Source organism: Acinetobacter sp. AG1 (assembly GCF_001005525.1).
Lineage (GTDB): Bacteria > Pseudomonadota > Gammaproteobacteria > Pseudomonadales > Moraxellaceae > Acinetobacter > Acinetobacter modestus.
Genome location: NZ_LBMZ01000101.1, coordinates 13885 through 29302, shown reverse-complemented (window position 1 = coordinate 29302; position 15418 = coordinate 13885). Strand labels below are relative to the sequence as shown.

At 39.1% G+C, this 15418-nt stretch carries 15 protein-coding genes; 9 read left to right on the top strand and 6 right to left on the bottom strand.

Annotated features, from left to right (window positions below; genetic code table 11):
* Positions 1–25 precede the first annotated feature (25 nt).
* Positions 26–1546: a catalase gene (locus AAV96_RS05830; RefSeq protein WP_046738640.1), complete on the bottom strand. Its 1521-nt coding sequence runs from the start codon at positions 1544–1546 to the stop codon at positions 26–28.
* Positions 1547–2163: 617 nt separating this feature from the next.
* Here AAV96_RS05830 and AAV96_RS05825 point away from each other — a divergent pair.
* Positions 2164–2622: a hypothetical protein gene (locus tag AAV96_RS05825; RefSeq protein ID WP_046738639.1), complete on the top strand. Its 459-nt coding sequence runs from the start codon at positions 2164–2166 to the stop codon at positions 2620–2622.
* 66 nt (positions 2623–2688) lie between these two features.
* Here AAV96_RS05825 and ptsP read toward each other — a convergent pair whose 3' ends face one another.
* Both ptsP and AAV96_RS05815 read right to left on the bottom strand, forming a co-directional pair.
* On the bottom strand, positions 2689–4980 hold the full coding sequence (gene ptsP / locus AAV96_RS05820) for a phosphoenolpyruvate--protein phosphotransferase (RefSeq protein ID WP_004659134.1): 2292 nt from the start codon (positions 4978–4980) through the stop codon (positions 2689–2691).
* Between the two features lie 92 nt (positions 4981–5072).
* Positions 5073–5549 carry an RNA pyrophosphohydrolase gene (locus tag AAV96_RS05815; protein WP_004659132.1) on the bottom strand — a complete coding sequence of 159 codons (477 nt, stop codon included), beginning with the start codon at positions 5547–5549 and terminating at the stop codon, positions 5073–5075.
* A gap of 183 nt (positions 5550–5732) precedes the next feature.
* Here AAV96_RS05815 and AAV96_RS05810 point away from each other — a divergent pair, with 183 nt between their 5' ends.
* The gene (locus AAV96_RS05810; RefSeq protein WP_046738638.1) at positions 5733–6383 is read left to right on the top strand and encodes an HAD family hydrolase; all 651 of its coding nucleotides are present in this window, start codon (positions 5733–5735) and stop codon (positions 6381–6383) included.
* 2 nt (positions 6384–6385) lie between these two features.
* On the opposite strand, the gene AAV96_RS05805 is transcribed toward AAV96_RS05810, so the two are convergent.
* Positions 6386–6844, bottom strand: coding sequence for a macro domain-containing protein (locus tag AAV96_RS05805; RefSeq protein ID WP_046738637.1), 459 nt, complete (start codon positions 6842–6844; stop codon positions 6386–6388).
* Between the two features lie 131 nt (positions 6845–6975).
* Here AAV96_RS05805 and AAV96_RS05800 point away from each other — a divergent pair, with 131 nt between their 5' ends.
* The 3 genes from AAV96_RS05800 to AAV96_RS05790 all read left to right on the top strand — a co-directional run bounded on the left by AAV96_RS05800 (position 6976) and on the right by AAV96_RS05790 (position 10038).
* Complete coding sequence (locus AAV96_RS05800) at positions 6976–8412, top strand: DUF2252 domain-containing protein (protein ID WP_046738636.1); 1437 nt, start codon at positions 6976–6978, stop codon at positions 8410–8412.
* A 51-nt stretch (positions 8413–8463) separates the two neighbouring features.
* On the top strand, positions 8464–9210 hold the full coding sequence (locus tag AAV96_RS05795) for a sporulation protein (protein WP_046738635.1): 747 nt from the start codon (positions 8464–8466) through the stop codon (positions 9208–9210).
* Between the two features lie 72 nt (positions 9211–9282).
* Positions 9283–10038, top strand: a complete 756-nt coding sequence (locus AAV96_RS05790) for a hypothetical protein (protein ID WP_046738634.1) — start codon at positions 9283–9285, stop codon at positions 10036–10038.
* An 11-nt stretch (positions 10039–10049) separates the two neighbouring features.
* Here the strand turns inward: AAV96_RS05790 and AAV96_RS05785 are convergent, their stop codons facing one another.
* The gene (locus tag AAV96_RS05785) at positions 10050–10907 is read right to left on the bottom strand and encodes a LysR family transcriptional regulator (protein ID WP_046738633.1); all 858 of its coding nucleotides are present in this window, start codon (positions 10905–10907) and stop codon (positions 10050–10052) included.
* A gap of 53 nt (positions 10908–10960) precedes the next feature.
* Positions 10961–11167 carry a DUF2061 domain-containing protein gene (locus AAV96_RS05780; protein WP_004674543.1) on the bottom strand — a complete coding sequence of 69 codons (207 nt, stop codon included), beginning with the start codon at positions 11165–11167 and terminating at the stop codon, positions 10961–10963.
* 271 nt (positions 11168–11438) lie between these two features.
* On the opposite strand from AAV96_RS05780, the gene leuC reads away from it, so the two are divergent.
* From leuC to leuB, 4 genes are all read left to right on the top strand, one after another.
* Positions 11439–12857 (top strand): 3-isopropylmalate dehydratase large subunit, encoded by a 1419-nt coding sequence (gene leuC / locus AAV96_RS05775; protein ID WP_004659116.1) that lies wholly within the window; start codon positions 11439–11441, stop codon positions 12855–12857.
* Between the two features lie 12 nt (positions 12858–12869).
* Complete coding sequence (gene leuD, locus AAV96_RS05770; protein WP_046738632.1) at positions 12870–13520, top strand: 3-isopropylmalate dehydratase small subunit; 651 nt, start codon at positions 12870–12872, stop codon at positions 13518–13520.
* Between the two features lie 147 nt (positions 13521–13667).
* Positions 13668–14243, top strand: coding sequence for a hypothetical protein (locus AAV96_RS05765; protein WP_004659113.1), 576 nt, complete (start codon positions 13668–13670; stop codon positions 14241–14243).
* A gap of 45 nt (positions 14244–14288) precedes the next feature.
* Positions 14289–15368, top strand: coding sequence for a 3-isopropylmalate dehydrogenase (gene leuB / locus AAV96_RS05760; RefSeq protein ID WP_005218467.1), 1080 nt, complete (start codon positions 14289–14291; stop codon positions 15366–15368).
* Positions 15369–15418 lie beyond the last annotated feature (50 nt).

The following is a 15418-nucleotide window of genomic DNA, read 5'->3' as shown; positions in this document are numbered from 1 at the left end:
GCTTTTTATTTGGATGTTTTAGGGTTTAAAGAAAGCTTGGTAAATGGCGGGCTGGATCGGTTTCACGTGCTGCCTGAGCATCAGCAACACTAAGCCCCAGTGCTGCGGCAACACCTTCACCATAAGCTGGGTGGCAGGCATAGCAGTTACGAATATGACGATACTTGATGAAGTCTAAAGCATCGCCCATCGCACGTGCAGTATTACCAAACAGTGCTTGTTGTTGATCAGGTGTCATCAATTCAAACAATGCACGTGGTTGGCTGAAATAGTCATTGTCATCTTCACGATAATCCCAGAAATCAGCATCGCCATTAATTTTCAATGGGGGCTCTTTGAACTGAGGCTGCTCTTGCCATTGACCGAAGCTGTTTGGCTCATAATGTGGTAAGCCACCATAATTGGCGTCGGTACGGCCTTGACCATCGCGGTGATTACTGTGCACAGGGCAACGTGCGGCATTGACTGGAATCTGTTGGTAGTTCACACCGAGACGGTAGCGTTGAGCATCCGCATAGTTAAACAAACGTGCTTGTAACATACGGTCTGGTGAAACACTGATACCTGGCACCAAGTTGCTTGGTGCGAAAGCAGATTGTTCCACATCTAAGAAGAAGTTTTCAGAGTTACGATTCAGTTCAAATTCACCAACTTCAATCAATGGGTAGTCACCGTGAGGCCATACTTTGGTTAAATCGAATGGGTGATACGGAACTTTATCGGCATCTTGCTCTGGCATGATTTGTACAAAAAGCGTCCATTTTGGATAGTCTTGACGTTCGATGGCATCGAATAAATCACGTTGATGGCTTTCACGGTCTTGACCCACCAATTCACCAGCTTCTGCATCGGTTAGGTTTTTAATTCCTTGTTGCGTTCTAAAGTGGAATTTCACCCAGAAACGTTCATTGGCTGCATTAATGAAACTATAGGTATGGCTACTAAAACCATGCATATGTCGGTAACTTGCAGGAATACCGCGATCTGACATCACAATCGTGACTTGATGCAAGGCTTCTGGCAATAAAGTCCAGAAATCCCAGTTATTGGTGGCACTACGGAGATTGGTTTTTGGGTCGCGTTTTACTGCTTTGTTGAGATCTGGGAATTTGCGTGGATCACGTAAGAAGAATACAGGGGTATTATTACCTACCATATCCCAGTTACCTTCTTCAGTATAAAATTTTAAGGCAAAACCACGGATATCTCGTTCAGCATCTGCTGCGCCACGTTCACCTGCAACCGTGGTAAAACGAGCAAACATTTCTGTTTTTTTGCCGATTTCGCTAAAGATTTTAGCGCGGGTATATTGAGTAATATCATGGGTAACTGTAAATGTACCGAATGCACCAGAACCTTTAGCGTGCATACGGCGCTCAGGAATCACTTCACGGACAAAGTTGGCAAGTTTTTCATTTAGCCATAAATCTTGGGCTAATAAAGGACCCCGAGCACCTGCTGTCATACTATTTTGATTATCCACCACGGGTGCACCAAAATCAGTGGTTAAGTGGCTATAAGGACATTTTTTATCGTCTTGGCTCATGTTCTATCTCCATCAAGATGACCTGTGAGCTGGGTCATCCGAACTGTTTGACCGTTCAAAGATATGAATGTTTAACCGTATCAGCTACAAAATGGGTATCAAAAAATGAAGATGCCTAAATTGATTTGTAATGATGTGGTTTACATCCTTTGTATTTTTACTCTAGGTTGATGAAAGTTTTTTTTCCAATGGATTAAAGTTGATGTCATAAATGCTTTATCCGATTGAAGCTGTTTAAAGCTTAAACATGAACTGAGCTTTTGTAGATATGAAATTTGTTAAAAAAAGATAAAAGATAATGGAAAAATAAAGACTTACTGGATTGCTAGGTTTTAACTAGAAGTAGGAAAAAAGCTGACATTCAGAAGCAAGCTTTGATTAATTTCTTTCATTCAGGGACATCCTTACCATGTTGGAGTTATGTAAAATCACCTAAAAATAGCCATTTGAAAATGCGTTCGTTTAATCTTTTTTGACGTGAATGAGCGGATTTAGTGCCTGTTCTTATATTCAATTTTGGTATCTAAAAATATAAACTCGGTTGGAGATATGTAAAACCCCATGATATTAAAATTTGCTATGTTATTTTGAGCTTAATTTTGCAGAGATTAAAACAAATGAAGAAATTAGTGCTCGGTTTAGGACTATCTTTAACCGTTTTAGCAGGATGTACATCTATTATGCCACATTCAGATCAAACTAAAGCGGATGCGGCTCAATCGCTCAGTGTTGAATTTGTGGGACAAGGTGCTTATAACGTTGTACAACAACAAGGTACAGTTCGTTTATATGCAGTTGAAAACCGTATGGCAGATGTTCCAGCGACCTTGATCACACAAAAGAAAATACAAGTATCTCAGGTGCCTTTTACAATTGATTTGAATATTCCTGCAAATCATCGTCAAAGTATTCAGCCATCAGTTCGAGATAATGCAGAATTGAATTACTATATTACATGGGAACCTGATGTTAAAAATTTAACTGGTAAAGATCTGATTGCAATTGATTATGATCGAAAATTCCCAGCGGTCAGTTTGAATAAAACCAAACAACAGATCTATTTGCGACAGAATTAATAAATACTGAAAAATAAAAAAGCGATCAACTAAATGATGATCGCTTTTTTATTTTCTAAAATTATTTTAACTGACTAAACGATTTGATTTGACCATATCTGCAAGGCCATGAGTTTTAAAGTAGTGTTCAAGCCAACTTTTGATGACCAGAGGGTTATTCATGTGTAAAACATCGTCTAAGAGTTGTTTTGCATCACTCATTGGGACATGACAAATCGCTTTACGAACTCTTAATATATTGCTAGAACTCATGGAAAGTGTATTGAAACCCATCGCCATCAGTAGAATGGCAGATAATGGATCTCCTGCCATTTCACCACAGACACTGACTGGTTTTTGATAGATATGACAATCTTCTACTAAACGGTTTAAAGCGCGTAATACAGACGGATGAAAGTGCGAATATACGTTAGCTACATGAGGATTGTTACGATCAACAGCCAATAAATATTGGGTTAAGTCATTTGAACCAACTGAAAAGAAGTCGACCAGCTCAGCAAACTCACCAATTTGTAAAAGTACACTCGGTACTTCAACCATGATCCCAATTTTAGGCTTAGTGATTTTGACTTGTTCTTCTTCTTGTACAGCTAACCAGTCTCGTTCCAATAGATACAAGACTTCCTCAACTTCACTGACACTTGTCACCATCGGCAACAAAATATGCAAATTATTCAAACCAATACTAGCTTTTAGCATGGCACGGATTTGCGCTGAGAAAATTTCAGGATGATCCAGAGTAAAGCGTAGACCACGCCAACCTAATGCCGAGTTTTCTTCTTCAATGCTAAAATAAGGTAAATCTTTATCCGCACCGATATCTAGAGTCCGCATAATCACGGGCTTATTCGCAAAATGGCTCAACTGCTGACGATAGATGGCACGTTGTTCTTCTTCGCCTGGGAAGCGTTCGCGTAGCATAAATGGAATTTCGCTGCGATATAAACCGACACCTTTTGCACCACGTTGCACGCCACGAACAACGTCAATCATCAAACCTGTGTTTACGAATAAAGGAATAGAGACACCATCAGGTGTAATCGCATCTTTAGTTTCATATTGCTTCAAATCCTTGGCGATTTGTTCTTCTTCTTTCTGGACTTCTTTATATCGTTGACGTAGTCGACGTGGTGGATTAACAAAAACACGACCTTGATAGGCATCGACAATCATTTCAATATCATCAAGAGTCGTGATTGGTAATTCAGTCACACCGACAACAGTTGGAATACCTAACGCACGTGCAACGATCACCATATGTGAATTGGCTGCACCTTCAGAAGTTACAATCGCAGCGATTTTATCAACAGGAAGTTCAACTAAAGCTGCAGTGCTAATTTCCTCACCAATTAAAATACTGTCTGGGCTAAGTTCACGGTGACTGGAATCATTTTCTTGTAAACAAGCTAAAATTCGGCGACCAAGATCTTTGAGGTCAGAGACACGTTCACGTAAGTAATCGTCCTCCATTTGAGCAAATAGCGCGATATGTTTGTCGATGACTTTACGCACAGCACCTTGTGCCCAACTACCTGCACGAATATGGTCTTTGATTTCACTTGGCAATGCATTTTCATCTAACATTCGTAAAAACACGCTAAATAATGCGCGTTCTTCTGACATCAATGAGTCTTGCATTTTCTCATCTAGAGATTGGATCTCTAAACGTACTGCAGCAATCGCTTGATCTAATAGGTCAAGTTCATCACTGATATCTTCAGCTTCACGATCGGGAATTGCAGCAAGATCGGCTGGGGGATAGAGCACGATGGCGCGACCTAAAGCAATCCCTCCAGCACCTGAAACCCCTTGGAATGTTTTGTAAGATGAACCACTGGTCGGTTTGCGGAAAACATCAATATTTCCGACCGCATGTGCATGGGCAATTACCCCTGAGAGTTGTGCACATAAGGTGACCAGAAATGATTCAGCTGCTTCACTAAAGTCTTGAGACTCTTTATTTTGAACAACTAAAACGCCCATCACTTTACGGCGATACATCACGGGTACGCCAAGAAATGAGTTAAATAGCTCTTCACCTGTTTCAGGCAAATAAGCAAAGCGTTCATGCTTAGGTGCGTTATCTAGGTTTACAATTTCTTCACGTTTACCGACTAAGCCGACTAGACCTTCACCAACACTCAAAGAAACGTGTCCAACAGCTTCAGGTTTTAAGCCCTTTGAAGCCATGAGCACATAACGTTTGTTTCGTTCATCCAATAAATAAATGGAGCATACATCTACATGCATCGCTTCAGCCACATGATTGACCATAATGTCCAAAGAATCATGCAAACTGACGGACGCATTAATTTCTTGCACAATGCGTCTAAGCGTGTCGAGTTGCATGTTTGACATGGATGTTTACTCCAATTTATAAATCGTTATCGGTCTAGTTATAACAGCTCTATGATCAAAAATCATTGCTTAAAGTGATGATTTGTTGACGATTAACGCTGCGGTAATTGTAAACACAACTCCATCATGGCTCTGCGGTAAACATCTCTTTTGAAGTTCACTACTTGACCTAACGGATACCAGTAACTCACCCATTGCCATTCATCGAACTCGGGTGGGTCTGATAGATTTAACTGAATATGATGCGGCGATGCCGTTAATTTCAGTAAAAACCACTTTTGCTTTTGTCCAATACATACCGGATCAGAATCTGACCGAATGTACCGATGTGGCAAACGATAACGCAGCCAACTTTTAGTTTGCGCTATAATTTGGACGTGTTCGGGCAATAAACCGACTTCTTCTCTCAGTTCACGATAAAGTGCCTGTTCAGGGGTTTCTCCAAACTGGATCCCTCCTTGTGGAAATTGCCAAGCATTGTGACCAATGCGTTTTGCCCATAAAACTTGTCCGTCATCGTTTGCCAAAATGATCCCGACGTTGGGTCGGAAACCTTCTGAATCGATCATTTGGCTACCTAAATTTTCTCTATATCGTTGACTTTGATCTCGGGGACAGTCACTCTTCACGTCCAACTCGAAAAAGGTCAAAGTAAAATGTTTAAAATTGCTATGATCTTAACGAATTTTTAGTCACTTACGGAAATAGATTTACGTTTTTTTTCTTTAATTTGCATTTAAATGAGCATTTATATGAAATTGGCTTTGTTTGATTTAGATCACACCCTGTTAAATACCGATTCTGACCATTCATGGGGTGAATTTTTAGTTAATGAAGGTTTGGTTGATCCAGTTCATCATCGCCAAATGAATGATAAATTCTACGAGGACTATAAGGCAGGACAACTTGATCCGATTGCCTATAACGAATTTGTATTTGAATTTTTAACTAGACACGACAATGACTATTTAACTGAACTACATCAGTTGTTTATGCGAAAAGTGATTCGTCCCCAAATGCGTCCGAAAGGTTTTGATGCAATTAAAAAGCATCAAGATTTAGGTCATGCGATTGTAGGTATTACTGCAACGAGTGATTTTATTACGGCTCCGATTTTTCGTGAATTTGGTATTACTGAAATTATTGCGACGAATGCCGAAGTTCTTGATGGGAAGTATACGGGTAAGGTGACAGGTTTACCTTGTTATCAGAAAGGTAAGCTTGCTCGTTTAGATCAATGGTTACAGGGAAGAGCAGTTGATGAGTCTTGGGCGTATTCAGATTCGATTAATGATCGTTTTTTGCTTGAATATGCAACCCATGCGATTGCTGTAAATCCAGATGATCGTTTAGAGAAATTAGCTCAAGAAAAAAATTGGGACATCCAAGACTGGTCGATTTAAAATTATGGAGTTGGAAGAACAACGAGTCTATGATCGAGGTCTCCCAACTCCTGATCAATAATTGTTGCAATCATGTTCCAATCACCTTTGGCAAGTCCAGCACCAATCATTGGATAAGCTATTTTTGCTGTAGGGAAGTTTTGTTTAACTTGTTTAAAGATGTTTCGAATAGCATGATAATCAGCTTTAATACCTTGTCCGCGCCAATTAAACTGCGTATAAGCATTAAGAATAATAAAATTACAATCATCACGAATAATATTCGCTTCGCTGTATGTTCCTAGCTTTTCCTTATCGCCAGAAATGGTATTTAAGTCAGCATGGTAGGCTTCTGGAAACTCTTTTTTGATGATTTTTGCAATGCCAGCCCCCATGGTACAGAAACAATTGCAACCATGAATGATGACATCAAATTCTCCAGCTTGAGCAAGAGCAATTAAGTCTCCAGTAATTTTATTCATTTTAATATTCTCTAATTTAAAAATATAATATTTGAGGGATATATTATTAACCCTAATAAAAATATTGAATTATATTTCTGTCAATATTATAAGGATAACAAATAATTATCCTTTAAAATAATGAGTAAATAATGCCTAAAACACCACAAATTAAATTACCCAAACAACTTTGGACAGAAGACTGCATTGATCTTACTCGGCATAGTTATCAAGGTAAGTTACTGACAAAAACCGAAGGTTTTAAATTAGGAAAAGCGCAACGTCAAAAAGTTTCACGTGAACAGTTGTCACAACTATCGCAACGACCTAAAGGTCTAACGGCTTTAAATATCTATGATTGGAGTAACCAAGGACGTTTAGAGCAGCTTAAGCCGATTCGTGCAAAACGTATGAGTGTTTCTCCATTTACCTATTATCGCGGTATGCCTTCTTTAATGTTGTTTGATCAAGCATGGGAGCAGTTTAACTCAGGTTTATTCCAGCAAATTTGTGGTGATTGTCATTTAAGTAATTTTGGCGGCTTTGCCAGTCCTGAACGTAATTTATTATTTGGTATTAATGATTTTGATGAGACATTGGTTGCTCCCTTTGAATGGGATTTAAAACGTTTAGCAACGAGTTTTGTGATTGCCGCTCGTGATATTGATCTCGCCGATAAAGTGGGTTTAAAAGCAATTAAAACCATGTTGCATAGTTATCGTCAGCATTTATTAGAAAACTCGGAGTTGTCGCCACTACAGGTTTGGTATGACAAGGTCGATGCCACGACATTGCTAGAGAATACGGAATGCCGAAAGCTCAGAAAGAAAAGAGAGAAACATCTTGATTCAGCACAAAAGAGAAATGCACATTCGGTTTTGCCAAAGTTAACTGAAAAAAATGAGGATACGGGTTTTAGGCATTTTATTGATGACAAACCACTTTTATGGCACCCCAAAACAAATGAACCTTTTGCCCACAATCTTGATCAATTCTTTTCGTGTTATCGAGATTCATTAAAATTTGATCGACAAGTTTTATTTGATCGTTATCAACGCACAGACGTTGCACTCAAAGTGGTTGGGGTTGGAAGTGTTGGCACACGCTCTGCTGTTGCGCTGTTTCAAGATGCAGATCGAGAGCCATTGATATTACAAATGAAAGAAGCGAATCCTTCAATACTTAGCCCACTTTTCAAAGATAAGGTAGAGCATGAAGGTGAGCGAGTAATTCATGGTCAACAATTAATGCAGGCTGCTAGTGATATCTTCTTGGGATTTTCTACATTAGATAAACATTTCCACATCCGTCAGCTTAGAGATATGAAGATTTCTGTGGATTTAACAGATATGGATGACGAATATTTTTATGAATATGCTGAAAGTTGTGGCTTAGCGTTGGCGCATGCACATGCAAAATCTGGTAATGCTGATGTTCTAATGGGCTATCTAGGTGAAGGCAACAAGATTGTGGATGTTTTGCAAGAGTATGCTATGCAGTATGCTGAGCGCAATTTGAATGATTATCAGCAATTTATGAACGAGATAGCAGATGGCAAGCTTCAAATCGCTGGGGATGAAGCACTTTAAAAATAAGTAGCCAGTTATAGATTTAACGAAATAATTCAAAAGGGTTGAAACATGTTTAATAAAATTATGTCAAGTTTGGGTATTCAAGGCGTAACTGTAGAAACGCATTTGCATAATCCTACTTTACAGGCGGGTGAAACGCTTCACGGAGAAATTAGTTTTAAAGGTGGTTCATCAGATAAAGAAATCAATGCTTTGTACTTACAATTGATGACGATGGCTGAAGTCGAATCAGGTGATCACGAGTTTAATCAACCTTTGATTTTGGAACAGTGGCTAATTAGTTCTAATTTTTTGTTGGCTGCAAATCAATCACACAATATTCCTTTTACTATGGAAATCCCATATGAAACGCCTATCACTGAAGTTTCTTGTCGCCGTAATGGTACACGGGTTTGGATCAATACCCATCTAGATGTAGATTGGGGTATGGATGCAACAGATCGTGATTATTTAAGTATATTACCAACGCCAGCGATGCAAATGTTTTTACAGGCGATGCAACAATGTGGTTTTGTTTTATCGATTGTAGATGTAGAAAAAGGGCAACTCACTGCGCGTAACTTTAGGTCGACGATTGGTTGTTACCAAGAGCTTGAGTTTGTATCTTCACATCTGTTCAGCGGTTTTAATGAGGTAGAAGTTTCATTCGTTGCTGAACCACATCAAACCCATGTTATGCTTGAAGTAGATCGTCATTTTCGATCTGATCAATTATTGACGATGACTGTTCCGCATCATTTATTAGACGTAAATCAGATGGTTCAGCAAATTCGTCGACTATTACAAATCGCGTAGTGAATATTAAACCTCCTAGTTCGGGAGGTTTTTTGTCATCTCACTGTCATCTTTTCTTTATAAGATGACAGTATGAAAATAAAAATAAATCAGGAAGAACATACTTCCAGCATGCTTAATGCATTACTCAAATTAGAACGCCAGCAACCGATGATAAAAACACGCTGGATTATGTTACCTATCTTAGTCTTATTGCTCATGTATAGTTGGCAACAGCAGATCTTTACCGCTTGGGTTTTACTCCCATTAATATGGACAATTATTGTTTTAAACCATGTTTTGATCGCCAAGACTCGAAGGAATAAATTAGAGAAGATTGAGCAATTCAACATTGATCCAATATTTTGGAATAAATTAAAACAACAGTATCCCGAACTGAGCTTAAAACAACGTCGACTGATTGAACTGGGCTTTAAGGATTATTTGGCATTACACGTGATGCAAAAACAAGCCTATACCATGCCTTCACATGCTGTAGATGCTTTATGGCATGTGATGTTGCAATATCCAATCCAATATCAATATTTATGTAAGCAAACCATTGGCCGAACTTTGAATCATAGTCCTTATGAAGCAACCACTAAACCAGAAGAACAAGCACAGCAATTATTTGAAGCTTGGAAGTATAGTTGTATGTTACATGGATATAATCCAAGGAATACGATGCAATTGCCACGATTGTTTGCCATTGATCAGGCTTTGGGTTGGGAAAATGGACAATTATTTGAACTTGAACAAATGACTAAAGATTTTGCAAAATACATGCAAGATCAATCATCATCTTCATCCAGTTGCGGTAGTAGTTGTAGCAGTTGCGGTGGCGATTAAATGACTCAGCATCACTGCATCATATGAATTAATTCTTCCGCTGCTTTTGATTGGATTCGTGCGGGATGCCACACCATACCCAATTGGCGTTGCATATCGAGATTGAGATCGAGTTGTTTTAAATCTTGATTCACCAAAGTTTTGGGTAATACTGACCAACCTAAGCCAATAGAAACTAACATTCTAATCGACTCTAAGGGATTGTTACTCATACTAATTTTAGGTTTTAAGCCCTTTTTTTCAAACTCTGCTAATGTGATTTGACTGGTATAGGTGTGTGCTGCGGGTAAAAGGCTAGGATAAGCAATCAAATCTTCTAATTTAAGTTGTGATTGTTGTGCTAAAGGATGAAAAGGTGAGGCCACAAAAACCAAAGGATCATTCCAAATAGTCAAGTAACTTAGGCGCTCATCTCCAATTGGAGGAAGGGTTAAAAAAGCCAGTTCGAGTTCACCTGCTAAAACTTGTTCATGTGCCTGTTCTGAGTCTACAAAATGCACATCTAAAGTGACTTGTGGAAAAGATTGCACAAAAGCCTTCAGTGGGTCTGCGAGATGATGCAATCCGATATGATGACTCGTCCCAATTTTTAAACGACCTTGTACCTGATTCTGCTCATGACTCAGCGTATGGTGAATTTCACCTAATTCATTGAGCCATGTTCTCACTTTCGGTAATAAAGAATGGGCAGCATGGGTCGGTTGAATACCGCGTCCTGCGGATTCAAACAGTTTTACTCCAAAATATTCTTCAAGCGTATGAATTCGTTTGGTCACCGCAGGTTGAGTAATAAATAATTGTTCCGCCGCGATAGAAATTGAACCCGTTTCCATTACTTTTAAAAATGCTTCAAATGCAGCAAGATTCATACAGGCTTACTCAAATAACTTTAAAATAGGTGCTCAGATATTGAAGCGGAAAATTAGAAATAATTCCAAACTTTTTCATGGAAGAAAAAGGCAAAAGCTTGTACGGTCGGTTCAATTAAACTCAAGGTTGCAGCCATGATCAAATTCCCAGTAATCATATAGGCAACTATCATCGCAACACTAATATGCATGATGTAGTAACTCAAGGTTTTTTTTAAAGTCCGTTGATTGTTAATCACGAATTGCTGAATGTTTGCCATATCGCTCACCGTTTCAAATCCTATTTAATTAAATAATAATGATTATCATTTAAAAAGTAAAAAAGAAATTTCTACTCTCGATGATCGAAATTTTAGATAGATAAGGATTTATCTCTTTTAGTGAAAAAAATTGATGCGCAAATGAATTATTTATTCCAAAAAGTTTAATAACTAATAAAAATGATAAATTAGATTTATGTGAAAGCATTGCTATAATAAATTTAAGATTTAGTTACCCAGTCCTATGACAAGCACGTTGGAGAGCGACGACATGGCAGGCAAGACATTATATGACAAATTATGGGATGACCATTTAGTTAAGCAACGTGATGATGGTTCAAGCTTGATTTATATTGATCGTCATTTATTACATGAAGTGACTAGCCCTCAAGCATTTGAAGGCTTACAACTTGCTGATCGTCAGCCATGGCGTTTAAGTGCTAATGTCGCAACACCTGACCATAACGTTCCAACTTCTAAAAAAGAGCGTGAGCAAGGCATTGCTGGAATTGAAGATGATACATCTCGTATCCAAGTTCAAACTTTAGATGATAACTGTAAGACCTTTAATATCGTTGAATTTGGTATTAATGATATTCGTCAAGGTATCGCCCACGTGGTAGGACCAGAGCAAGGTTTAACTTTGCCGGGTATGACAGTGGTCTGTGGTGACTCACACACAGCTACACATGGCGCATTTGGTTGTTTAGCGCACGGTATTGGCACGTCAGAAGTTGAGCATGTGTTAGCAACTCAATGTTTAGTACAGAAAAAATCGAAAAACATGCTTGTTCGTGTTGATGGTGTATTAGGCAAAGGCGTGACGTCGAAAGATGTTGTTTTAGCGATTATCGGCAAAATTGGAACGGCTGGTGGTACAGGCTATGCCATTGAATTTGGTGGTCAAGTGTTCCGTGATATGTCGATCGAAGGGCGTATGACCGTATGTAACATGGCAATCGAAGCTGGTGCGCGCGTAGGTATGGTTGCTGTCGATGACAAAACGATTGCTTATGTCAAAGATCGTAACTATGCGCCTAAAGGCGAGCAGTGGGATCAAGCCGTAGAATACTGGAATACCTTACATTCAGACGAAGATGCTGTATTTGATGCAGTAGTCGTATTGAATGGTGCTGAGATTGAGCCACAAGTTTCTTGGGGAACATCTCCAGAAATGGTGATCCCTGTTTCGCAAGCAGTACCGACTTTAGAACAAGCAAAAGATGATGTTCAGCGTAATGACTGGACTCGTGCTTATCAATATATGGGTTTAACTGCTGGTCAAGCGTTGTCTGATATTCAATTGGATCGTGTCTTTATTGGTTCATGTACCAATTCTCGTATTGAAGATATTCGTGCTGCGGCAGATGTCGTGAAAGGGCGTAAAGTTGCATCTAGTATTAAACAGGCGATGATCGTTCCGGGTTCAGGTTTGGTGAAGCAACAAGCAGAGCAAGAAGGCTTGGATCAAATTTTCTTAGACGCTGGTTTTGAATGGCGTGAGCCAGGTTGTTCGATGTGCTTAGCAATGAACGCTGATAAATTACAACCAGGCGAACATTGTGCATCTACTTCGAATCGTAATTTTGAAGGTCGTCAGGGTAACGGTGGTCGTACACATTTAGTGAGCCCAGCAATGGCTGCAGCGGCTGCAATTGCAGGTCATTTTGTTGATGTACGTTCATTCTAAAGGAGCAAAATCATGAAAAAATACACTGTAGAACAAGGTATTGTTGCACCTTTAGATCGTGCAAATGTTGATACTGATTTAATCATTCCAAAACAGTTTTTGAAGTCAATTAAACGCACAGGTTTTGGCGACAACTTATTTGATGAATTGCGTTATTTAGATGAAGGCTATTTAGGGCAAGATATTAGCAAACGTCCAATTAACCCTGAATTTGTGTTGAATAAACCGCGTTATCAAGGTTCAACGATTTTATTGGCACGTACGAACTTTGGTTGTGGCTCTAGTCGTGAGCATGCACCTTGGGCTTTGAATGAGTATGGTTTCCGTACAGTGATTGCACCAAGCTTTGCAGATATTTTCTTTAATAACTGCTTTAAAAATGGCATGTTGCCTGTGATTTTATCTGAAGAGATTGCTGATCAGTTATTTATGGAATGTGCTGAAACAGAAGGTTATCAATTGACCATCGATTTAGAAGCTCAGGAAGTGCGCACACCAACAGGTGAAGCATTTAAATTTGAAATTGATCCATTCCGTAAGCACTGCTTATTAAATGGTTTGGATGATATTGGCTTAACTTTACAAGTGGCAGATGATATTCGCGCTTTTGAAGCCAAGGCAAAACAAGTACGTCCTTGGGTGTTTCAAGAGATAGAAGCTTAAGTTTTATTTATATTTCATCAATATAAACATAGCTTAATGTTTTAGTACATTTTAAATATAGCCATAGCGCAGACATGGAACTCTTGTTAACATGCGAGTAGATATATTCGCTTGCATGTTTGCATGATATAGGACTGGGCTTGAATAATGAAAAGAAGACTCGCTCGCAGTATTTTGCTGTGTTTAGGTGTTGGTATGACATTAACCGCATGTCAGAATTCTACGAATATGGTTGATCAGGTTCGTATTGCCCAAAATACAGTAGGCAATAAAGCGGAAAATGCAACTTTGTATTGTTCAGGCGTCGAAAATTGTGAGTTTGAACGAATCAATGACATTGCCGTGATCGATGCCAAATCGCACCGTATTAGCCAACAGGCGATGGAGCGAGGGATTGTACGATTGCATGGTTCGGTTTTTAGTAGAAAACAACAAGTCTACTTAAATGTACCAGCCAAACAATATGAAGTAGTCATTCGCTTTTATCCTATTTCACCAGACCGAGCTGAAACCTTCCATGTGATTCATGCGTTCAAGCCGCATCAAAGCTATACCTTTAAAATGTACCGAGACCGTGCATATCGTTCGGGTAGTTTATTAAATGTTTCTATACCTGAACCCTTATGTGTTGATTTGCAACAAGAACAGCATACGATTCGTCGATTCTGTCGCCCATATGATGTGAGCACAGGTTTGGGTGAATTTGTTGAGAAAAAGATTTAATCGGCTTGCAGTATGAAAGCTGCATATATGAAACTGGAAGAATAAATGTCTAAACATATTTTAATTTTAGCAGGCGATGGTATCGGTCCTGAGATTGTTGGTGCAGCTGAGCAAGTACTAACTAAGGTGAATCAAAAATTTAATTTAGGTTTGACATGGGAACAAGGTTTACTGGGTGGTGCAGCAATTGATGCTCACGGTGAACCGTATCCAGCTGTAACAAGCGAACAAGCTAAAAATGCTGATGCCATTTTATTGGGGGCGGTTGGTGGCCCTAAGTGGGATACCATTGAACGTTCGATTCGTCCAGAACGTGGTTTGCTTAAAATTCGTAGCGAATTGAATTTATTCGCAAATTTACGTCCTGCGATTCTTTATCCACAATTGGCTGATGCTTCAAGTTTAAAGCCAGAAATCGTTGCTGGTTTGGATATCCTAATTGTTCGTGAATTAACGGGGGGGATCTACTTTGGTCAACCACGTGGTATTCGCGAATTAGAAAATGGCGAAAAACAAGGTTATAACACTGATGTTTATTCAGAAAGTGAAATCAAGCGTATCGCCAAAGTTGCATTTGAGCTAGCAGGCTTGCGCGGTGGCAAAGTATGCTCGGTTGATAAAGCCAATGTATTGGAAGTGACTGAATTGTGGAAGCAAACGGTTACTGATTTACAGCAAGCACAATATTCAAATATTCAACTCTCACATATGTATGTTGACAATGCTGCGATGCAGTTAGTGCGTGCACCAAAGCAGTTTGATGTGATCGTCACAGGTAATTTATTTGGTGATATCTTATCGGATGAAGCAGCAATGTTGACAGGTTCGATCGGCATGTTGCCTTCTGCATCTTTAGATGAAAATGGCAAAGGCATGTATGAGCCATGTCATGGTTCTGCACCAGATATTGCTGGTCAAAATGTTGCTAATCCATTGGCAACTATTCTTTCAGTTGCGATGATGTTACGTTATACCTTCCGTGAAGAAGCTGCAGCAAAAGCAATTGAAGATGCTGTAGGTCAAGTATTAGATCAAGGTTTGCGTACAGCAGATATTATGTCTGAAGGCATGACAAAAGTTGGTACAGATGCTATGGGTGAAGCTGTAGTTTCAGCACTTAACTAAGTGTTATAGCCAATTAAAAACGCAGCTTAAGCTGCGTTTTTTTATAACTT